This is a genomic window from Achromobacter sp. MFA1 R4, from assembly GCF_900156745.1.
Lineage (GTDB): Bacteria > Pseudomonadota > Gammaproteobacteria > Burkholderiales > Burkholderiaceae_B > Achromobacter.
This window is the reverse complement of the sequence record NZ_LT707065.1, coordinates 359,950-379,828: the sequence shown is the minus strand read 5'-3', so window position 1 is coordinate 379,828 and position 19,879 is coordinate 359,950. Positions and strand designations below refer to the sequence as shown.

The following is a 19,879-nucleotide window of genomic DNA, read 5'->3' as shown; positions in this document are numbered from 1 at the left end:
TGCTTGATTGCAGCCCGAAACGTGCCATTGGAGAGCCCCGTCGCCGCCTGCTGACAAGCTATAATTTTCTTAGCTAACTCTTGCCGGGTTTCGCGAGATTTTTATACCTTGGTTTTAAACATCCTTCCGCTTGCAATCCTAGGCTGCATGTCACTTCCAGTGAGGAATCAGTGTCCAGCATCTCCAGCAGGCTTTGCGGGATATACTTGCTCCAAATCACTAGACCAAACCGAGGAGAACAATGGCACCGCCTGCAAGAGTAACTAAAGCTGCAGTGGCAACAGAAACCAGCGCCTTCTTAACCAACGTAATCCGTGCCAGAGATCTGTACACCAAAATTGTCTGGCATGGATATACCGGAACCACCCATGTCAACGCGACAAAACTTGGCAATCCGGATACACGGGACGTTGCGCAATTCATCTTCTTCGAGATAGCAGCCAAGTTCGAAGATTATGCAAAGTTCGTGTTTCAAGTCGAGGTTCGGGCAAAGTTGCAGATCACTGCAACTCGAAGCACTTTTGTTATGGGTGACCTTGACAATGGACTCAACAACAAGCTTGGCTGGGGCAGTCCTCAACGTTTAAAAGAGCGAGGATACAACCTCTTCGGAGAAAAATCTTTCTTCGGTAACCTCGTCAACGAATTGGGAAATCCTACCTATAAAGCCCTTGTATCTGCGCATACGGTCAGAAATCGAATCGCGCACGATGGCGGTGCCGCGCAGACTAAATTTGTAAAACTCTTGGAGGGCGACGGTATCCCCGCAGCACAACGCCAAGGAATGAGTGTCGGCCGATTCCTGAGAGACTACCCTACAGCCGCACAAAGAGGCAATCGAAACTTTTTTTTGTATTTGGGCGCATATGAAGATTTTGCCAACAAAGCATTGGCGGCATTACCGTAAAGGCTTAACCCTTTCATTGACGCCATCCCAACTGTTTGCTCAACAGGACGTCTACCAGCCTCTCTGGCAGTCGACTGTTAACGCAGTGTTGAGCGTTTGCTTTCGTTCGCCGCCAACAGCCACTCTTGGCCGATTGCAGCTAAGGACGGAGGCCAGACCCGACCCAGAACAGGCAGTCGCTAACGTTTGACATGAGAGGCGCTGACCAGCTTATTGGGCAACGTCCTCTCGATGGAAGTTGTTAGGCAGATCAATCGGCATACCCTGTTGAAACTGCCATCTCATGCAACTCTTCTTTTGCAGTTTCGAGGCGTGCAATTGCCTCGGCTTCGTTTGAATGCGTTTTCACGTACTCCTCTAGGAACCTGACCTCCGCCTGTTTGAGAACAACAACTAAGTCAGTAAGTGTGTTGTTCGCTGCCAGGGCGTGCATCTCCCAGTTCCGTTTAAAGAACGGGTTCCTGTAGTAAGGCACGTTGTCGTATGCGGTGAGATCATAGCCGAGAGCGAAGAAGTGTGATTTTATTTCTTCGTTTAGCAGTGAATCTGCCTCAGCAAAACTACTCAGTATTTCAGAGAGCCGACTCACGGCCTTCTTTGCTTCCGCGAATTGATCTACAGCGCTCGTTCCTATACTCAGCTTTACAGCGAATTCCGGGGCGACGTGAAGTCTTTCGTTGGCATCTTGTAGGCCACTCCAGTAGGTCTGCATCTCGGATTCCAGTCTATGAAGAAAGGCTTCGTTGACCTTGAAGGGCTTTTGCCCATACTCGCTCTCGTGCTGATGCTTCATCGAGCGAAGTGCGTTTGCTTCGAATGCCGCGACATCGTCTGTTTCCTTGTGGTGCCGATAGCATAACAACATCAGGTTTTTGGCAGATCTGCGTTCTTCGTCTGTTGAGTTGATGTTGTATCTTTGGCCGCCTGGATTCGCTGCTTCAATGTGGCAAATCTGACCAACAAAAAGATTCCTTGCTGTCACTAGCTCATGAGTGCATCCTGGGAATGCGCATACGTTTCCAGATTTGGCAAAGAGTGGTATCAGTGCTGTTCGTGTGATGGCGAGTCGAGGCATTTTTTTGCGCCGCCTAACATAGTATGAGGGAAACAAAATGCCAGTGAACGATTGACGGCTCCTGGCCGCGGACCGCCCTTGATGATCGGCCGATGGCGGCCCGAAACGGTCGGGCGGCCGTGACATCGCCCGGTTCCGTTCCGTGGTCGACCTACGTGTGCCACCTCCGGCCTGCTGCGGCGGCCGACATCCAATGCCCACAGGACTTGCAGCACCGCTTGACCCTCACGTAACGTGATGGCCCAAAGTTTGGCCTGCGTATTCGAAGGAGGAAACATGCAACTGACCGTAGGAGAACTGGCAAAGCGTACCGGGCTGACCGTCCGCACGCTTCACCACTACCACGCGATTGGTTTGTTGACGCCTTCAGCGCGCGCCGAAAACGGCTATCGCCTGTACGGTCGCGACGAGATTGCCCGTCTGCATCAGATCCAGGCATTGAGTCGTTTCGGATTGGCGTTGGCGGAAATTGGCGCTTACCTGGACCAGCCCGGCGCGCGCTTGGCGGACGTGATCTCCCGGCAGCTTGCCATGCTGGACCGCCAGATGCAGCAGGCCGCGCACCTGCGCGAACGCTTGGCGCAACTGCACGAGCAACTGGCGGACGGCACGGAGCCTGAGCTGGCCGATTGGCTGAAAGCTTTGGAGATGATGACTATGTACGATAAATATTTTTCGCGAGAAGAACTGGCGCGTTTGCCCCTGTACACCCGTGGACCGGACGGCGACCCGGACTGGCTTGAGTTGGTCCACGAAGTGGAGCAGCTAATGGAGCAGGGCGTGGCGCCCGAGGAGGCTAAACCGCGCCAACTTGCCCATCGCTGGATGGAACTGCTGCTGCGCGATACCAACGGCGATCCGCGCTTGTTGGTGAAGCTGAACCAAATGCACGAGCAGGAGCCCGACATGCAGACGCACGTCGGCATTTCCAAAGCCATGCGCGATTATGTGCTGCGCGCCTTCTCGGAAAGCAAGCTGCTTATCTACGAAAAATATCTGACGCCGGACGAAGCACGGTTCATGCGCGAGCATTACTGCGACAGGATCTCGGAGTGGCCACCGTTAATCGCAGAGGTCCGGAACGCTATTGATGCGGGCGCGGCGCCCGACTCGGAAACCGGTCGGGCGCTGGCGCGGCAGTGGTTGGAACTGTTCAGTTCGTATGCGGGCAAGAACCCGGCCACCCACGCCAAGTTCCGGCAGGCACTGATGACAGAGCCTGACTTGACCGCTGGCACATGGGCGGACGACGCGACGCTGGCGTTTGTCCGGCAGGCGATGGGGACGCTGGCGAAGTAGCCAGCCCCCTGACTTCCCGGCACCAGCCGGCGGGCCAGGTGAATGGACAAGTGGCGAAACTCATTGCCGCCGCAATACGACAGCTTTGATGCCAGGGCACCCTTGTGGCATCGGTCATGTAAGATTTCGTTCGTTGCTGGGGAGCGGTCTTTCGTGGTTGGCGATGAGGGGCTGCCGACGTTCACTGACCCTGCAACATCCGCCAAAGCAAAAGGCCGCCCTAGGCGGCCATTGCTTTGGACGCACGGCGGGGCCGCGCGTTCGAATCCGCAAGGGCGGCCATCGGTGCGATCCGGCAGCTTTCGACCGAGGCTGTGTGAAAACTCTTTGACGCCGCTACGGTGATCTAGATAGAGTTTGGTATCTCGATCCCGGGAGTCGACATGCCCCGATTCATCGAAGGTCAGGACCGGCAGCAGGTAGCGTTGATCCCGGAATGCCTGGATGACTTCATCGCCGACGATAACCCGGTGCGCATAATCGACGCATTCGTCGACGAGCTCAACCTGGCATTGCTCGGATTTGAGAAGGCGGCGCCAGCAGCTACCGGCCGCCCGTCGTATCACCCGGCTGTGCTGCTGAAGATCTACATCTACGGCTACTTAAACCGGGTCCAGTCCAGTCGTCGACTCGAGCGAGAGTGCCAACGCAACGTCGAACTGATGTGGCTGGTCGGCCGTCTGGCGCCAGACTTCAAGACCATCGCGGATTTTCGTCGTGACAATGGGTCGGGCATTCGCAACGTTTGCCGGCGGTTTGTTGCCGTATGCCGAGATCTCAAGCTATTCAGCCAAGCCCTGGTTGCCGTTGATGGAAGCAAGTTCAAGGCAGTCAACACGCGCGACAAGAACTTCACGGCTGCCAAGATAGACAAACGTCAGCAGCAGATTGAGGAGAGCATCCACCGCTATCTGGCGGCGCTCGACACAGCAGACCGAACGCAACCTGTCGAGATCGAGGCCAGGACCAATCGGCTCAATGACAAGATCGAACGTCTGCGCAAACAAATGCGCACGCTGGATGACGTCAAGGAGAGGCTCAAAGACAGCCCAGACGCTCAACTGTCGGTGACGGACCCGGATGCCCGCTCAATGGCCACCAGCGGCCGGGGCTCGGGGATGGTCGGCTACAACGTGCAGATGGTTGTCGAAGCCAAGCACCATCTGATCGTCGCGCACGAAGTGACGAACCGAGGACACGACAGGGACTCATTGGCATCGATGACACAAGCCGCGCGGGAGGCGATGGGCAAGAAGCGGCTGCGTGCGATTGCCGATCGCGGCTACTACAGCGCGCCTCAGATCATGGCATGTGCAGAGACAGGTATTGATGCGATCTTGCCCAAACCCACGACTTCCAATGCCAAGGCCGAAGGCCGCTTCGATCGTTCGGACTTCATTTACATCGCGAAGGACGATGAGTACCAGTGCCCTGCGGGCCAGCGCGCCATCCACCGGTTTACGCGGGAGGAGAATGGTCTTCAATTGCGGCGCTACTGGAGTAGTGCCTGCCCACAATGCGCGATGAAGGAGCGATGCACACCTAGCGCGTATCGGCGCATCAGTCGATGGGAGCATGAGGCCGTGCTTGAGGCGGCGCAGCGCCGTCTAGACCGAATGCCAGATGCGATGAAGGTGCGGCGGCGCACGGTGGAACATGTGTTCGGCACGTTCAAGCACTGGATGGGCTATACGCACTTCCTGACTCGTCGCCTGGGCAATGTGAGCACGGAAATGAGCTTGAATGTACTGGCCTATAACCTCAAGCGGGTCATGCAAATCCTGGGCTACCAGCAGACCATGAAAGCGGTGCTGGCGATGGGCGGCTGAGCCCTTCATGTGACCCATAACGCACCTCAGGCCCTATCCGGGTCGCCCAAACGGCCTTAAGTGAGCCCCGCTTCAAAAAATCGAAGTGAAGACCGCCCAAGGTGATGCGGACCAGGCTATTGCGCTGTAGCTGGCAGGACGAAAAGCGTTTCCACACAGCCTCGACCCGAAGCAGTCATTTGCCTCTCTCCAAGGCAAAGATTCCAGCGACGGTCAACAATCAAACGGGGTCATTGCTGTCGCCGCAATCAGCGAGGCGATCGTGCGAGCGGAGCGGCTCAGTCATTTCGATTCGGTTAACGCATTCTGTCCGAAGGACTTACGCCACTCCTTCGGGCTCACTTGGAAGCGCCTTTTGAAGTGCTGCCGCATAGACAATGGTGTTTGAAAACCCGCCAGTTCCGAAATTTTCTCGATCGGCATAGACGTTGTTTCCAAAAGCTCGCGCGTTCGTTGCAAGCGCTCATTGATGAGCCAGTCAACGACCGTCATGCCCGTTGCTTTATGAAAACGACGGGTGAACGTCCGGCGACTCGTCGCTGCTCTTGCCGCCAGGTCATCGATGCTGTGCTGCTCTCTCAGATTTTCCCGCAGGTAATCAAGCAGCCGATTGACTTGAGAATCCTGCGTGGATTCCGCCATTGGGTGTTCGATGAACTGGGCCTGCCCGCCCTCGCGATGTGGCGGTATGACCATGGTTCGCGCAACCTTGTTGGCGATCTTCGGCCCGTAGTAGGCGCGCACGATATACAGACAACAGTCCAGCCCCGCGCCCGTGCCGGCCGAGGTAATCAATCGGTCCTCGTCGACATACAGTGCGTTCATGTCGAGCCTTACGCGCGGGAAACGCACACAGAAGTCTTTTTCGGCCATCCAGTGTGTCGAGGCGCCCTTGCCGTCGAGCAGGCCCGCATAGGCAAGCACGTAAGCCCCGTAGCAAAGCCCAACCACACGAGCCCCTCGCGTATGCGCTCGAACAAGCGCCTGCATCAAGTGCTCGTCGGGGCGCACGTCCAGATCGTGCCAGCCGGGCACGACCACGATGTCCGCCGTTTCCACCAAGTCCAGGCCACCGTCGGGCTGCACGCTCAGCGCACGTTCGGCTGCCAGCGGCTGCGCGTCGGATGACACGATCTTCAGGTCGAACAAGCGGCCCTCAGGCAGTTCCGAGCCAAAAACCATGTACGGCACGGAGAAGTGGAACGGGCTGAAGCTTGGATAGGCGACCAGGGCGACGATTGGCAGTTTTGTGTTCATGGCTGAATAAATCCCGGGGTTGGCCCAAAATTATCGCTAATTGGCATTCGGGTCAATATTGCAAAAGGGTCTCGCCAGCCACACTGTTGCTACCGACTCATATTGCTATGGAGCAACACATGCAACGACTCAAGGCCTTCGGCCTGGCCCTTTCTTTCGCCCTGGGCGCGGCAAACGTCACGGTCCATGCGGCCGCAAATGCCGATACAACAATCAACAAGCCGACTGTGCAGATACAACAAATCCGCAACGCCACCGCAAAGATCAACTATGCGGGAAAGACCTTCCTGGTGGACCCTTTTCTGGCAAAGAAGGGCGAGTATCCCGGGTTTGAAGGAACCTTCCACAGCGAATTGCGCAACCCGCTCGTTGAATTACCCCTGCCGGCGGAAGACGTCTTGAAGGGGGTGGATGCGGTGATCGTGAGCCATACCCACCTTGACCATTGGGACGGCGGCGCCCATTCGTTCATTCCGAAATACATTCCCTTGTTCGTGCAGGATGAGGCCGACGCCAAACTGATACGCGGCCAGGGCTATACCAATGTCCGGATTCTGGAGGCTGGAACCGCGTTCAAGGGCGTGCAACTGACCAAGGTCGGCGGCCAGCATGGCACGGATGAAATGTACGCGGTCAAGCCATTGGCTACGATGCTGGGCGAAGCAATGGGCATCGTCTTCCAGGCACCCGGCGAGAAAACGGTTTATGTCGTGGGGGATACGGTGTGGCGTAATGATGTCGACCAGGCCCTGGCGACGTTCAAGCCCGATGTAATTGTGATGAACACGGGCGATGCTCGCGTGGTTGGCTACACGGGTTCCATCATCATGGGTAAGGACGATGTGCTGCACGCCTATCAAGCTATGCCGAACGCGATCATCGTGGCAACGCATATGGACGCGATCAATCATATGACGCTAAGCCGCAAAGAACTGAAGGACCATGTGCAGCAGCACGGCATCCAGGATCGCGTGCGGATTCCGGAAGATGGTGAAATCCTGAAGTTCTAAACGATTACGTCACGCCGGCTTGACGAGGCTTCGGGTCATGTGGGGGTCATGCATTTGCGAACGCCCACAGGCCCGACGTCAGCATCATCAAGCCCGACGCTGTCAGCAAGCCAAGGACGATCTGCCTGAACCGCAGGTCGGATATTCCTTTGTACATCCGTGTGCCGAGGAACGTGGGAATCAGCATGGCGGGGGCAACGATCGCGAATAATGGCAGCGTGGCCTTGGTGACCAGGCCGGCCGCGCTGTAGGTCCCCATGATGACGATGAGCATCGCCAGGTTGAAGTTCTGGATGATTGCACGCTGCTCTTCTCTCGGGAAGCCGCGCAGGACGCACCACAACGTGGGAATTACGCCGGTGAAACCGCCGAACCCGCCTAATACCCCTCCAGCCAGTCCCACTACGCCATCAGCCAGTCTGCCGCCGAAACTGATCTTTGGAATGCGCTGTGCAAAAAGCATAGCCGGGCACCAGAACAGAAGTATGACGCCGAGGCCAATTTTGAACGTGTTGGCGTCCACCAGCGGCAAGAGCCAGACGCCGACTGGGATTCCGGCGATGCCCCCCAGGACAAACGGAAGCAATTGGTTCAATTTGAATCCACGCCTAACCGAGAAAGCAGCGATCAGTTGGCCCAGGAGCCCGCCAAATACTGTCAATGCGGCTGCCACTTTTGGATCAACAGCCCACACCCAGAACGACATGGCGACAAGACCGAATGCAAAGCCAGACAGCCCCTGAACAAAACCAGCTACAACCGCACCAGCGGCCACCACGAAATAGAGCGTCATTGTTAGACAAAGGGAGAATGAGAATTACGGGGCCTACATGGCTACCTGCAAGAGCCCTTTGCTCCGGGGCTCATTATCAGGTGTTCCATGGTAATCGATGCTTCGGTGCCATTTTGAATTCCGTGTAGTAGTCACGGACAAACCCCCGGGAGTGTCGCCGCGGTCCTTGTTCGGAGCAGGGAAATCCGCCGCAGGCGATCATCCGCGTGCGGCATATTTGCAAACCTCGCGTGCGTTCAGAGGCGATTGATAGGATGGATGCTAACGATCTGGCCCAGCGTGCGTTATGTGCCCACCACAGAGACAGCTTTGGTGATCAGGTAGCTGACGAGAAAAGGGGATTGTGCACAGTCCACTGACCGCTTCTGGCCGGGATCCGTCCTTGGTGACAGACCACACCTGACCCATGTCAGTCGGTTGATCAAGCAAGCCACGCTCGTCAAATTTTCAGGCACAACGGACGTTTGTCAGCGACTACGTTGGTGATGGTCCATTGGGCCCCGCTGGACAGCTGTGGGAGTTCTTCCCAAGAGATCGGCACGGAGACACCGAGTCCCGGCCGCGCACTTGCTGGCCACGCCGAAGCGGTCGTGGCGCTAAATCCGATGCGAAGGTAATCGACAAAGATTATGCCTATTCGGATCTTGGGCCCGCTCTTAGCAATGAACAGTTGTAGCAGCGTCTGCGACAAATGGCGGTTGCCAGCCAAGGGTGGGGATGCGTCGCCTCAGCGTGGGGGCGACGAGAAGTGCTTCCGGAGCGCGTCGACGGAAACGCCAACTTCCTTTACGGCCTGCCGAAGCTTGTCTTCGGTGACGCCGAATTCACGCGTCCAATATTTGAGCTCGTGAGCCTCATTGACGTTCACCCGGGCGCGGTCTTCCGGGCCGCGGTTACTTAGATCGTCAGACATTGCCGCTCCTTTGAGAAAGTGGAACCGAGTCAAGTCAGCAAACGGCGTGCCCGGGAAAGCTGGCTTCTTAGGTGTGAGCTCTAGGTATAGCCCAATGTCCATTGGTAAGAGCTGACTGCGCATGGCGAGTCCCCAATTCTGACACCCTCCATTGTTGACGACCGAACATTAATGGGTTGGTAGGCAACCCTTGCTATTGGAGAGAGCAATGCAACTAAGTTTCAGTCGCGCCTGGGCAGGGGAAAGGCAGGTGCCGCAGGATGTCCAGGGCGCCCCGGTTGTATGCGAGGCGGGCGGCCTCTATCGAGCCGCAACCCCGGAAGAGCTGCTACGTGCGGCTGCACAGCAATTGGAGGGGGCGCTGGGTAGTCGCTTGCCAGTGGACAAGCCGTCCGCCGCCATCGACTATATCGTGACGCGCCTGGCGCTGTCGGACGTGGAGGTGTTCGGCGTAATGTTCCTTGATGCGCAATTGAGAATGATCGCTTTCGAGGAAATGTTCAGAGGCACGCTGTCTGAGACGAGCGTGTATCCACGCGAGGTCGTCAAGGCGGCTATTCGGCACAACGCGCATTCCATCTTGATTGCCCACAACCATCCCTCGGGTTCGTCGCAGCCAAGCAGGGCGGACGTTGAGGTTACGCGGCGCTTGAAGGACGCCGTGGCTCTGGTCAATGTGACATTGGTCGACCACGTGATCGTGGCGGCAGGTAGCGGCCATTCTATGGCCAAGATGGGCTTGATCTAGGCTTGCCCGCCTGCGTCCAACAGCCGGAGACCGAACGGTCTTCGGCTTTTTTTTACGCCGCGAGTAGTTGCTTGGCGGTCAGCCGCTTTTGAAGCTCGGCTGGCGCCACGGCTCCCGACAGCAGTCTTTCCAAATAGTCGCCGAGCTTCGCCCATGCTGCTTGCTTCTCGTCGGCGTAGTCGTAGAGCTGGTAGTGCCGCCTGACACGGTTCTTGCCCGTGTGAATGACGTGATTTTGGCAGCGGTCGATGATGTTGGGATCGATTCCCAGTGATTCCATGATGGTCGACCCCGTTCGCCGTAAATCATGAGGCGTCCAATTGCCGTTTTGGCCTTTGCCGAGCACCAGGGAGTTGTCCGAAGCGCGGCGTGCTTTGGGCTTTCCGTTGAACATGGCTTGCCGATCTTTGATTTGCTTAGTAAAGGCCTGCTTGTACATCGGTTGGTCTACCCCCGCGTCATCATTGTCGCGCGAAGGTAGGAGCCAGCGGGATGATCCTGCCAAGCTGACAAGGGTCTCGAAATGCTCGACTGCGAAGGGTGACAGAAAGACCAGGTGGTCGCGCTTCTGTGATTTTCTGCCCTTGACGTTCGCCTTGGGAATGAACCACGTACCTTCTCGGAGATCGAGATGCGTAATTTCGGTTAGGTGCAGTTCCCCTATCCGGCATAGCGTGCTCAAACAGATCCAGGAAACTGCCTGCAACGCCTTGGATGGAGGCTTCCTCTTTCGCTTGTCATCCGAAGCGAGATACTGCTCCTCCAACTCGCGGTATCGAGTCTGAAGCTCGACAATCTCAATAGGCGGGAGAACGCGTTCGCGCGCGTTATCCGGGTCGTAATCGTCCGCCAGGAGCACCCCGAGCTCAACCAGCTCAACCGGATTTCCTTCCGAAAGCAGCTTTCGCCATGGTTGGCGCTTTTCTGCCCAATGGAACATCTGGCCCAGTATTTGGTAGGTCACCTCGGCAAGCCGATTGCAACCGCGGCCGACAATCGATCGGATCACTCGCTCAATATCCTTCTCGCGAATTGATCGCACGGGAGTATCACCGATCAAGGGAAGCACGTCCTTTTCAACGATGCGCTTCACCTCGGTGTTGCCATCTGCTCGCTTCACTCCCGATTCCAGCCAGCTTTTATACATCTCTTGGAACGACAGGGCGTCGGTCGTGGCCTCTTCTTCAGCGGCGGTTACAGCGGCAGATTCAGCTGCCATAGCTTCCCGCACCTGGGCTTTTTCCAAGTCGCGGACGGCTGACGGATTGCGGCCCGCCTTAATGTCCGCCCGCGCTTTGTTCCTGGCGGAGCGGATCTCGTCGAGTGTGCGCTCCGGCCATGAGCCGCAGTAGAATCTCTTTACCTTGTCGCCCATGCGATAGGCGTATCGCCACACCACGGCCATCGTGCCGCGCTGAATGCGGATTTCCCCAGTCAGGCCGTCCCCATCGGCCAGGTGATCACCGACCCATTCCGCCGGTACCGCTTCCAGTTCTTTGACGGTCCACCGCGCACCTTTTCCGCGTTTTGGGTATCTCGTCATATTTCCTCGAATCTCTCCATTCTTCTGCCTCATGCGCCATATGGGACAACATATGGGACAACATTTTTGCGGCTGTCAGCGTACATTAGCGAACGTCGACGAACAAGGAAATTTGTATAAAGCCTTATGAATCAGTTGGTTATTCGTTCGCTGACGTTCGCCGACGTTCGCGCGTTTCTAATTTGGGAGCAGAGGGTCGTGAGTTCGAATCCCACCGCCCCGACCAAAAAAATGAAAGGGTTAGCTTACTTCTGGTGAGCTAACCCTTTTTCATTGCGCAGCGGATGGAGCAACACTGCGAAGGCAACCCGTGGGACTGCCCATGCCACTCCTCCTGTTGCGCTACGCCAGCGCCGCCTGCATCTTCTTCAAATCGCTCTCCAGCTGGATGCGCATGACTTTCAGAAGTTCGCGGGCGTTGCCCGACAGCGGCATGCCCGAGCGGAACACCAGCAGGCTGGTGAAGCTGACGTCCAACGACAGGCGCTTTATCGTGAGCCCGCGCGACAGATAGTCCAGCGCCATGATCGGGTGCACCATGCCGATCCCCGCGCCATTGAGCGCAAACTCGCAGACCGAGTTGGAATAGGGGGTTTCAAGCATCGGCCGCAGATTCAACCCGACCGTCTGCATCGCGGCTTCCAGGCGGCGCCGGCTGGCGTCTTCCGGATTGAGCGCAATGAAGGGATGGTCGACCAGGTCGCTGGCGTCGATCACCTTCTTGCGGGCGAGCGGATGGTGATGGTGCATCGCGATCACACCCGGCGTGCGCAGGAATTCCGAGTGTTCGAGGCCCCGCACCGACAGCTCGTCGGCCATCAATCCGAAGTCGAGCTGGCCCGCCGCGACCTGGCGCAGCACCTCGCGCGAACTCATGATCTGAAATGACATCTGCAGGCGGCGGTCGGCCAGGCCGAAGGCGGCAATCGCGCGCGGCATGAAGCCGGTGCCCAAGGCGGGCAGGGAGCCGATCGCCAGCCGGCCCACCCCAAATGACTTGAGGCTGCGGATGCGGTGCTCGATCAGTTCGAAACCTGCGAAGCAGCGATCCACTTCTTCCATCAACGCGCCGGCCTCGGGCGTGGGGACCAGCCGGCCGCGCACCCGTTCAAACAGGCGTAGCCCGGAGGTGTCTTCGAGTTTACGGATCGACTGGCTGATGGCGGGTTGTGAAACCCCCAGCAGGTTGGCGGCCTTGCTGGTCGTGCCGGCCTGCATGACAGCGCGGAAAACCTGGATCTCACGCATATCCATATATAAGTCCTGCTTATTAACTAAGTCAGTTCAATTGTTGAGGGAATTGGTCTGAACGTCCAGACTGCACGGCATCGAGACCTTTCTCACGCGCCGAAATTAGTCTAAATGAACAACACCAGCCCTCCGAATACCGATTTCGCCAGCCTGTCGCCGGCCGTCCAACGTGCCTCCACGGTGGTGTTCGGCTCACTTGCCGACTTCGTCAACCGAAAGCAACGCCAGCCCGACGGCTACAGCTACGGCATTACCGGCACGCCCACGGCGCGCCTTTTGGAGCAACGCATCGCGGCGCTCGAAGGCGCCCGCCACTGTGTGATCACCCCCTCCGGCGCGTCGGCGCTGATGACCGTCGTGATGGGCTTCGTGCGCGGCGGCGATCACCTGCTGGTGTCGGCGGCCTGCTATGGCGCGCTCAAGACCTTTGCCGAGAAGTGGCTGGCCCACATGGGCGTGGAGGTCGAGATCTACCGGCCCGCCATCGGCGCGGAGATCGAGGCGCTGATCCGGCCCGCCACGCGCATGATCTGCATGGAAGCGCCCGGCACCGTCACGATGGAAATGGCCGACATTCCGGCGATTGCCGAGGTGGCGCGCCGCCATGGCGTGCTGACGATGATGGACAACACCTGGGCCAGCCCGCTGGGGTTCCAGCCCTTGGCGCATGGCGTGGATTTCAGTGTCGAGGCCGCCACCAAGTTCTTCAGCGGCCATTCCGATGTGCTGATGGGCAGCGTCAGCCTGAATGATGCCGGCCACTACGCAGTCCTGCGGGAAACGCAGAGCATCCTGGGCCAGCAGGTCAGCCCGGAAGATTGCTTTCTGGTGCTGCGCGGCCTGGAAACCCTGGACCTTCGCGTCCGCGCGCAAAGCGCCGCCACGCTGGAGATCGCGCAGTGGCTGCAGGCGCAACCGCAGGTGGAGCGGCTGCTGTATCCGCCGCTTGAAGGCGATGACGGCCATGCTCTGTGGCGGCGCGATTTCCGCACCAACGGCTGCCTGTTCTCCTTGATCCTGAAGCCGGCGCCGGAGCAGGCATTCAACGGTTTCTTTGACACGCTGGAACACTTCTCCATCGGCGCGAGCTGGGGCGGGGTGCACAGCCTGGCCGCCTACTATCCCGCGCCTTTGCAGGCCGGTCGCGTGCATCCGGCCACGGACCAGCCGGTGGTGCGCCTGTCGATCGGACTTGAGGGCGTCGAGATCCTGAAAGAAGACCTGCGCAGGGCGCTGGACGCCTACGCCCGCCAGGCACGCTGATATCCATCCTGGGGCCAGCCGCCGACAAGAGCGTCATGGCCCGCCAACACATTGCAAGGGGAATTGCCATGTACCGTATCCATACCGTTACGCGCGCGCTCATCCTGGGCGCCGCCGCCATTCTGCCCGCCTTTGCCGGCGCGCAGACTCCCTCACCGGCCAGCCCGGCAGCACCGGCGGTTTCCGCGTCCAGCAACAGCCCGACCGTGGACCAGATCCGTGCCCGCGGCTATGTGATCTGCGGATCCGGCCACGGCACCACGGGCTTTTCCGCGCCCGACAAAGACGGCAACTGGAAGGGGCTGGACGTTGAAACCTGCCGCGCCATCGCGATTGCCGTGCTGGGTGACGGCGCCAAGGTGCGCTTCGTTCCGTTGACCGGTCAGCAGCGTCTGACCGCCCTGCAGACCGGGCAGATCGACGTGCTGCCGCGCACCACGTCCTGGACCCTGCGGCGCGATGCCAACGGCATCAACTTCACCTATCCCAATTACTACGAGTACGACGCCTTCATGGTGCGCAAGGATCTGGGTATTACCCAGACCAAGGACATGCAGGGCGCCACCATCTGCGTGCAGACCGGGTCGACCAACGAAGTGACGGTGGCCGACCTGTCGCGCAAGTTCAAACTGGGCTTGAAGACGGTCTTGTTCGACAACGTGGCCGCCTCGCGCCAAGCCTTCTTCACGGGGCGCTGCGACGGCCTGATCACGGACTCGTCGGCGCTGGCGGCGGTGCGCGCCACGCAGGCGCAAAACCCGGACGACTACATCATCTTTCCGGCCAGCGGCAACAGCGAAGCCCTGACTCCCGCGGTGCGCCATGGCGATGACCGCTGGTTCGACATCGTCAAATTCGTGGTCCAGGTGCCGATCGCGGCCGAAGACATGGGCATCACGCAGGCCAATGTGGACGCCATGCTCAAGTCGGACGATCCACGCATCGCGCGCTTTTTGGGCGTCGAACCGGGCAACGGCAAGGCGTTGGGCCTGGACGAGCGCTGGGCCTACAACATCGTCAAGGCGCAGGGCAATTACGGCGAGATGTTCGAACGCAATGTCGGCAAGAACAGCCCTTTGAAGCTTGAGCGCGGCTTGAACCGGCTGTATCGCGACGGCGGCCTGATGTACCCCTACGTCTTCAACTGACCCGCAAGCCGGGCGGGGCTGATTCATGTTCAAGCGACTTTGGTACGACGCGCGGGCGCGATCCGTGCTGGCGCAGGGGCTCATTGCCTGCGCTTTCTTCGGCACGCTGTCCTGGCTGGTGTGGAACGCGCACGACAACCTGACCCAGCGCGGCATCACCACCGGCTTCGGCTATCTGGGGGACGCCGCGCGCTTCCCGGTGTCGGAAAGCTTGCTGGCCTACCGGCCTACTGACAGCTATGCGCGCGCGTTCGCCGTCGGACTGGTCAACACGCTGCATATCTCGGCGCTGGTGATCGTGGCCTCGACGGTGCTGGGGTTCCTGCTGGCGCTGGCGCGCCGCAGCCGGCATCCGCTGGTGCATGGCATCGCCACGCTCTATCTGGAAATCACGCGCAATACCCCGTTGGTGGTGCAACTGCTGTTCTGGTATAGCCTGGTCACCATCAATCTGCCTTCGCCCAGGCAGGCGCTCAACCCCTTGCCGGGCGTATTCCTGTCGATTCGCGGCCTGTTTTTTCCCAGCGTGCAGTCGCAGGGCGACTGGCTGCCGTTGGCGGGCGTGCTGGTGGCTGCGCTGTTGGCGTGGTGGGGCCTGCGTCCGCTGCGCAGGCATCGTCCCTCCCTGCCGCTGGGCCGCATCCTGATCGCCGTGACGGCGTTGGCGGGCGTCGCGGCCTGGCAGTGGGGCGGCCTGACATTAAGCACCACCGCGCCGCAACTGCGCGGACTCAATTTCGTCGGCGGTACCGCGCTCACGCCTGAATTCACCGCGCTGCTGGTGGGCCTGACGCTGTACTCGGCGGCGTTCTCGGGCGAGATCATCCGCGGCGGAATCGAGGCCGTTGCGCAAGGGCAATGGGAGGCGGCGCAGTCGCTTGGCCTGCGGCCCTGGACCACGCTGCGCCACGTGATCGTGCCGCAGTCGCTGCGCGTGATCGTGCCGCCCATGACCAGCCAGTACCTGTCGATCGTGAAGAACACCACGCTGGCGCTCGCGGTGGGGTATCCGGACCTGTCGTTCGTGATCACCACCACCATCAACCAGACCGGGCAGGCCATCGAAGGCTTGGCGATCCTGATGGGCGTGTATCTGTGCATCAGCCTGAGCGTGTCGCTGTTCATGAACCTCTACAACCGGCGCATCCTGCGGACCGAACGCAAATGAATACGACCGTGATCTCTACAGACATGCCTTCCCGGCCGGCGCCGGTGGATCGCCGGGCGGGCGTGGCCCAGCGCCTGTTCGGCAGCGTTTACAGCAGTATCGCCACCGTGCTGGCACTTGGGCTGGCGCTCTATGCCCTGGGGCGGTTCATTGACTGGTCGCTGTTGAATGCCGTCTGGCCGGGTGAACCCGGCGCCATGTGCCGGCAGGCCAGCGGAGCCTGCTGGGCGTTCCTGGCCGAAAAGCTGAATCAGATTTTGTTCGGCATTTATCCGCGCGGCGAGCAATGGCGGCCCGCCGTGGTGTGCGTGGTCATCCTGGCGATGGTGGTCGTGTCGCTCGACCCCCGCCAATGGCGGCTGCGCACGGTCTGGCTGTGGCTGGCGGGCATGGCCGGGTCGCTGGCGCTGATGCAGGGCGGCTGGGCGGGCCTGACCCCAGTGCCCACCGCATCGTGGGGCGGCCTGCCCGTGACGCTGCTGCTGGCGGTATGCGCGCTGGGGGTGGGCATGCCGCTGGGCATCCTGCTGGCACTGGCCCGGCGCGGGTCGCTGCCGATGGCGCGCTTCATCGCCACGTGCGTCATCGAGCTGATCCGCGGCCTGCCGCTGATCAGTCTGTTGTTCATGGCATCCATCGTTCTGCCCATCATGCTGCCGGCTGGCATGACCATCGACAGCCTGCTGCGCGCCGGCATCGCGCTTACGGTTTTTTCGGCCGCCTACCTGGCCGAGGTGATCCGTGGCGGCCTGCAGTCGCTGCCGGCGGGGCAGATGGAAGCCTCGCGCGCGCTGGGCCTGTCGTGGTGGCAGATGACGCGGCTGGTGGTGCTGCCGCAGGCAGTGCGCAAGGTGATCGCACCGCTCACCAACACCGCCATCGTGATGATCAAGAACACCAGCCTGGTGCTGATCGTCGGGCTGTTCGACCTGCTCAGTTCGGGGCGCGCCGCCTTGACGGATCCGGCCTGGCCCACGCCCTATGTCGAGACCTATCTCTTCATTGCCAGCATCTATTTCTGCATCTGCTTCGGCCTGTCGCGCTATTCGATGTGGCTGGAGCGGCGCTTCAAAAAAGGGGAACTCCGTTGAACCAGCAACAAGGCGGCGAGGCCGCGCCCATGGCCGTCAGCATATCCGGCATGAGCAAATGGTATGGCGATTTTCAGGTGCTGCATGACATAGACCTGCAGGTGGCCGTCGGTGAACGTCTGGTGATCTGCGGGCCTTCGGGGTCGGGCAAGTCCACGATGATCCGCTGCATCAATCGGCTGGAACGCCATCAGGAAGGCCGCATCGTGGTCAACGGGGTGGAGCTTGCCGACGACCTGCGCGCCATCGACGAAGTGCGCGCGGATGCGGGGATGGTGTTCCAGCACTTCAATCTGTTTCCGCACCTGACCGTGCTGGAAAATTGCATCCTGGCGCCCATGCACGTCAAGCGCATGGCGCGCCCGCAGGCCGCCGAACTGGCGCTGCAATACCTGGCGCGGGTGCGCATCCTGGACCAGGCGGACAAGTATCCGGGCCAGTTGTCCGGCGGGCAACAACAGCGCGCGGCCATCGCGCGCTCGTTGTGCATGCAGCCGCGCATCATGCTGTTCGACGAACCCACGTCCGCCCTGGACCCGGAAATGGTCAAGGAGGTGCTCGACACCATGACCTCGTTGGCCGACGATGGCATGACCATGCTGTGCGTGACGCACGAGATGGGCTTTGCACGCAGCGTGGCAGACCGGGTCGTCTTCATGGACGGCGGCCGTATCCTGGAATCGGCCGCGCCGGACGCATTCTTCGACCGCCCTCGGCACGAACGCACACGCGCGTTTCTTGAGCGCATCCTGCATTGAGCGAAAGGGCAGGCCAGGCGCGATGCGTCTACGTCGGCAGGCGGCACACATCATCCCGGCCTTTCGCGATGGCTGTTAGCGCCACCCGATCGACGATTCTCAATTGCCTGCCCTGTACATCGATGATGTCTTCGCGCTTGAGGATGTTCATCAGCCGGCTGACGGTGGCCAGCGTCATTCCCAGCATGCTGGCGATGTCGCTGTACGTCATGCGTAGTGAGAAGCTGTCGGGCGCATATCCGAGCGCGGCGTGCCGCCCCGCAAGGTCCAGCACAAACGACGCGATCCGTGGCCCGGAGCGCTGCCTTGTCTGGGCCAGGAGCTTCTGAAGGCGTATCAGTTCGCCGCTCATGAACCCCCGGATCTGAGACTGGATTTGCGGGAATTGCGGCGTCAGGGCGTCCAGCGTGTCCAGGCGTATCACGCAGACTTCGCTGGATTCCAGCGCTGTCGCTGTCATGCCGTGGCGGCGGTCAAACAGGCCGGAGAAACCCAAAAGATCTCCGGGAAGGTGGACTCCCGCCACCTGGCCAGGCTTGCAGGGGTCTGACCAGTGCGTCTTGAGCGAACCGGCGCGAACGGCAAAGACCGCCCGGTGCGAGTCGTGCTGGCTGAAAAGCACTTCGCCTTTCTTGAGCCGTACGCGAGTATCGATGCAGTCGCTCAGGCTGGCGACCTCGGGATCGTTCAGGCGGCGCGGCAGGCAGCAGCCGCGCAAGCGGCAGTCGGTGCAGCTGACGCTGGGTTTATGGGGCAGGGATGCCGCAGGCTGCACGGAAGCAAAGAAAGTCATCGTCATGTTCGTTTGCTCGCTATGAATGGGAGGACGGCGATGCGGAATGAGTCGCGCGCCGTCGAGCCTCGCGGCCGGTTGCCCAGGCAGGCAACGCGGCGCGAAGATCGTCTACGTCAGTGAAAGAGGGGAAAGGCGGGTCCGATCAGGCCCGGATCAGCGAGGCTGGATCCGGGCAGGAGCGGGTAGGCGTGGCCGCCAGAATCTCGGCATCGACGGGCACCATGGCATGCGCTGAATCAGCGCGTCGCACGGGCGGCGATCAGCCGAGCAAGGAGGGAGGGGCGCGGGATCCAAGCGGCGGACCCTGCGCGGGCAAAAGGTGGAAGCGCGCGCGAGACGTCGAAGGGAATCGACGGCGCGGCATGCACGGGCAGTGCAACCGGGGGCGCTGTCGCCGGCGGGGCCGCCGTCACATGCGTCAGCAGGCCGAACGGGCATTCCATCCCGAGGGCTGTCTGGTCGCCATGGTGCGAGGCATCCGAGCCGTCGTCCGTGAGCGAGAGGGAAATCTTCGAGACCGTGCCCGCTGCCGTACAGAACGTCAGCTCGACACGGCCCTTTCCCAGCGCGCGGGCGTCCGGCATATAGCCCGCCGGCACCAGGCCGCGCACCGTGATTGCCAGCAACAGCATCCACAGCAGCGCACGGGCGTGCCTGAAAGTCAGCGCGAAGGTGGGGCCCCACGGGGCGTGTGCAGCCATGGCGGCATTCTAAGGCATGTCTGATGCCCAGTCGTTGTGTCCGCGATATGCCGTCACCAGGCTTGCAGCACTGACAACGCGGGCGATCGGAGCACCGTGCTCCGGCCATTCAAATACCGCAGCGGCCACTCAAACTCGACTTCAAACTTGAACGCGAAGCGTCCCTGCGGACGTCGCTCCCGCGGCGGGCGCCTGGGTCGAACTTGACGCAGCCGCCTTTCGTAATCCTTCTACATACGTGCATTGGAGCCAGGCCTAAAGTCTCGTCCCAATGAGGCTTCGCCCTGCCTGAGGTGTACCCCTCGATTTCCGGGAGAGGTACCCGCCAT

18 protein-coding genes and 1 pseudogene are annotated in these 19,879 nt (G+C 60.1%); 10 read left to right on the top strand and 9 right to left on the bottom strand.

All coding sequences use genetic code 11. From position 1 onward, the window contains the following. The first annotated feature begins 241 nt into the window (after positions 1-241). Entirely contained in the window at positions 242-907 is a 666-nt protein-coding gene (locus BXA00_RS28640; protein ID WP_125285056.1) for a hypothetical protein, read from the top strand. Between the two features lie 250 nt (positions 908-1,157). On the opposite strand, the gene BXA00_RS01650 is transcribed toward BXA00_RS28640, so the two are convergent. After that, positions 1,158-1,982 carry a hypothetical protein gene (locus BXA00_RS01650; RefSeq protein ID WP_076515670.1) on the bottom strand — a complete coding sequence of 275 codons (825 nt, stop codon included), beginning with the start codon at positions 1,980-1,982 and terminating at the stop codon, positions 1,158-1,160. 276 nt (positions 1,983-2,258) lie between these two features. Here BXA00_RS01650 and BXA00_RS01645 point away from each other — a divergent pair, with 276 nt between their 5' ends. Together BXA00_RS01645 and BXA00_RS01640 are read left to right on the top strand one after the other, a co-directional pair. Beyond that, complete coding sequence (locus BXA00_RS01645; RefSeq protein WP_076515668.1) at positions 2,259-3,281, top strand: MerR family transcriptional regulator; 1,023 nt, start codon at positions 2,259-2,261, stop codon at positions 3,279-3,281. 383 nt (positions 3,282-3,664) lie between these two features. Further along, a complete protein-coding gene (locus BXA00_RS01640) occupies positions 3,665-5,110 on the top strand; it encodes an IS1182 family transposase (protein ID WP_076515666.1) in 1,446 nt (481 codons plus the stop codon). 282 nt (positions 5,111-5,392) lie between these two features. Here BXA00_RS01640 and BXA00_RS01635 read toward each other — a convergent pair whose 3' ends face one another. Next, a complete protein-coding gene (locus BXA00_RS01635) occupies positions 5,393-6,367 on the bottom strand; it encodes a GlxA family transcriptional regulator (RefSeq protein WP_076515664.1) in 975 nt (324 codons plus the stop codon). Positions 6,368-6,486: 119 nt separating this feature from the next. Here BXA00_RS01635 and BXA00_RS01630 point away from each other — a divergent pair, with 119 nt between their 5' ends. Next, positions 6,487-7,377, top strand: coding sequence for an MBL fold metallo-hydrolase (locus BXA00_RS01630; RefSeq protein ID WP_076515662.1), 891 nt, complete (start codon positions 6,487-6,489; stop codon positions 7,375-7,377). A 46-nt stretch (positions 7,378-7,423) separates the two neighbouring features. Here BXA00_RS01630 and BXA00_RS01625 read toward each other — a convergent pair whose 3' ends face one another. From BXA00_RS01625 to BXA00_RS01620, 3 genes and pseudogenes are all read right to left on the bottom strand, one after another. Next, a complete protein-coding gene (locus tag BXA00_RS01625) occupies positions 7,424-8,170 on the bottom strand; it encodes a sulfite exporter TauE/SafE family protein (protein WP_076515660.1) in 747 nt (248 codons plus the stop codon). Between the two features lie 475 nt (positions 8,171-8,645). Next, positions 8,646-8,864, bottom strand: a pseudogene (locus BXA00_RS29460) (ATP-dependent DNA ligase); the annotation flags it as partial. 33 nt (positions 8,865-8,897) lie between these two features. Then, the gene (locus BXA00_RS01620) at positions 8,898-9,083 is read right to left on the bottom strand and encodes a DUF3606 domain-containing protein (protein WP_076515658.1); all 186 of its coding nucleotides are present in this window, start codon (positions 9,081-9,083) and stop codon (positions 8,898-8,900) included. Between the two features lie 208 nt (positions 9,084-9,291). Between BXA00_RS01620 and BXA00_RS29350 the strand changes: the two genes are divergently transcribed. Then, the gene (locus tag BXA00_RS29350; protein WP_054505142.1) at positions 9,292-9,831 is read left to right on the top strand and encodes a JAB domain-containing protein; all 540 of its coding nucleotides are present in this window, start codon (positions 9,292-9,294) and stop codon (positions 9,829-9,831) included. A gap of 52 nt (positions 9,832-9,883) precedes the next feature. Here the strand turns inward: BXA00_RS29350 and BXA00_RS01610 are convergent, their stop codons facing one another. Next, positions 9,884-11,407, bottom strand: coding sequence for a site-specific integrase (locus BXA00_RS01610; protein WP_083714135.1), 1,524 nt, complete (start codon positions 11,405-11,407; stop codon positions 9,884-9,886). Between the two features lie 309 nt (positions 11,408-11,716). Continuing rightward, the gene (locus tag BXA00_RS01605) at positions 11,717-12,628 is read right to left on the bottom strand and encodes a LysR substrate-binding domain-containing protein (RefSeq protein WP_076515654.1); all 912 of its coding nucleotides are present in this window, start codon (positions 12,626-12,628) and stop codon (positions 11,717-11,719) included. Between the two features lie 108 nt (positions 12,629-12,736). On the opposite strand from BXA00_RS01605, the gene metC reads away from it, so the two are divergent. The 5 genes from metC (at position 12,737) to BXA00_RS01580 (ending at position 18,053) form a co-directional block, all read left to right on the top strand. After that, positions 12,737-13,888: a cystathionine beta-lyase gene (gene metC / locus BXA00_RS01600; protein WP_076515652.1), complete on the top strand. Its 1,152-nt coding sequence runs from the start codon at positions 12,737-12,739 to the stop codon at positions 13,886-13,888. Positions 13,889-13,956: 68 nt separating this feature from the next. Further along, positions 13,957-15,036, top strand: coding sequence for an amino acid ABC transporter substrate-binding protein (locus tag BXA00_RS01595; RefSeq protein WP_083714134.1), 1,080 nt, complete (start codon positions 13,957-13,959; stop codon positions 15,034-15,036). Positions 15,037-15,061: 25 nt separating this feature from the next. Continuing rightward, positions 15,062-16,204 carry an amino acid ABC transporter permease gene (locus tag BXA00_RS01590; RefSeq protein ID WP_076515650.1) on the top strand — a complete coding sequence of 381 codons (1,143 nt, stop codon included), beginning with the start codon at positions 15,062-15,064 and terminating at the stop codon, positions 16,202-16,204. Next, the gene (locus BXA00_RS01585) at positions 16,201-17,295 is read left to right on the top strand and encodes an amino acid ABC transporter permease (RefSeq protein ID WP_076515648.1); all 1,095 of its coding nucleotides are present in this window, start codon (positions 16,201-16,203) and stop codon (positions 17,293-17,295) included. Before BXA00_RS01590 ends, BXA00_RS01585 begins: the two co-directional genes overlap by 4 nt. A 29-nt stretch (positions 17,296-17,324) precedes the next feature. Then, on the top strand, positions 17,325-18,053 hold the full coding sequence (locus BXA00_RS01580; RefSeq protein WP_076521742.1) for an amino acid ABC transporter ATP-binding protein: 729 nt from the start codon (positions 17,325-17,327) through the stop codon (positions 18,051-18,053). Positions 18,054-18,081: 28 nt separating this feature from the next. On the opposite strand, the gene BXA00_RS01575 is transcribed toward BXA00_RS01580, so the two are convergent. After that, positions 18,082-18,852, bottom strand: coding sequence for a helix-turn-helix domain-containing protein (locus BXA00_RS01575; protein WP_083714133.1), 771 nt, complete (start codon positions 18,850-18,852; stop codon positions 18,082-18,084). Positions 18,853-19,085: 233 nt separating this feature from the next. Further along, positions 19,086-19,550, bottom strand: a complete 465-nt coding sequence (locus BXA00_RS01570) for a DUF2946 family protein (RefSeq protein ID WP_231952189.1) — start codon at positions 19,548-19,550, stop codon at positions 19,086-19,088. Between the last annotated feature and the right edge of the window lie 329 nt (positions 19,551-19,879).

Excerpts from the sequence above, each read along its gene's own strand:
- BXA00_RS01635 (WP_076515664.1), bottom strand. The coding sequence starts at position 6,367 with ATGAACACAAAACTGCCAATCGTCGCCCTGGTCGCCTATCCAAGCTTC.
- BXA00_RS01610 (WP_083714135.1), bottom strand. The coding sequence starts at position 11,407 with ATGAGGCAGAAGAATGGAGAGATTCGAGGAAATATGACGAGATACCCA.
- BXA00_RS01585 (WP_076515648.1), top strand. The coding sequence starts at position 16,201 with ATGAATACGACCGTGATCTCTACAGACATGCCTTCCCGGCCGGCGCCG.
- BXA00_RS01580 (WP_076521742.1), top strand. The coding sequence starts at position 17,325 with ATGGCCGTCAGCATATCCGGCATGAGCAAATGGTATGGCGATTTTCAG.
- metC (WP_076515652.1), top strand. The coding sequence starts at position 12,737 with ATGAACAACACCAGCCCTCCGAATACCGATTTCGCCAGCCTGTCGCCG.
- BXA00_RS01630 (WP_076515662.1), top strand. The coding sequence starts at position 6,487 with ATGCAACGACTCAAGGCCTTCGGCCTGGCCCTTTCTTTCGCCCTGGGC.
- BXA00_RS01645 (WP_076515668.1), top strand. The coding sequence starts at position 2,259 with ATGCAACTGACCGTAGGAGAACTGGCAAAGCGTACCGGGCTGACCGTC.
- BXA00_RS29350 (WP_054505142.1), top strand. The coding sequence starts at position 9,292 with ATGCAACTAAGTTTCAGTCGCGCCTGGGCAGGGGAAAGGCAGGTGCCG.
- BXA00_RS01575 (WP_083714133.1), bottom strand. The coding sequence starts at position 18,852 with ATGACGATGACTTTCTTTGCTTCCGTGCAGCCTGCGGCATCCCTGCCC.
- BXA00_RS01625 (WP_076515660.1), bottom strand. The coding sequence starts at position 8,170 with ATGACGCTCTATTTCGTGGTGGCCGCTGGTGCGGTTGTAGCTGGTTTT.
- BXA00_RS01595 (WP_083714134.1), top strand. The coding sequence starts at position 13,957 with ATGTACCGTATCCATACCGTTACGCGCGCGCTCATCCTGGGCGCCGCC.
- BXA00_RS28640 (WP_125285056.1), top strand. The coding sequence starts at position 242 with ATGGCACCGCCTGCAAGAGTAACTAAAGCTGCAGTGGCAACAGAAACC.
- BXA00_RS01590 (WP_076515650.1), top strand. The coding sequence starts at position 15,062 with ATGTTCAAGCGACTTTGGTACGACGCGCGGGCGCGATCCGTGCTGGCG.
- BXA00_RS01570 (WP_231952189.1), bottom strand. The coding sequence starts at position 19,550 with ATGGCTGCACACGCCCCGTGGGGCCCCACCTTCGCGCTGACTTTCAGG.
- BXA00_RS01650 (WP_076515670.1), bottom strand. The coding sequence starts at position 1,982 with ATGCCTCGACTCGCCATCACACGAACAGCACTGATACCACTCTTTGCC.
- BXA00_RS01605 (WP_076515654.1), bottom strand. The coding sequence starts at position 12,628 with ATGGATATGCGTGAGATCCAGGTTTTCCGCGCTGTCATGCAGGCCGGC.
- BXA00_RS01620 (WP_076515658.1), bottom strand. The coding sequence starts at position 9,083 with ATGTCTGACGATCTAAGTAACCGCGGCCCGGAAGACCGCGCCCGGGTG.
- BXA00_RS01640 (WP_076515666.1), top strand. The coding sequence starts at position 3,665 with ATGCCCCGATTCATCGAAGGTCAGGACCGGCAGCAGGTAGCGTTGATC.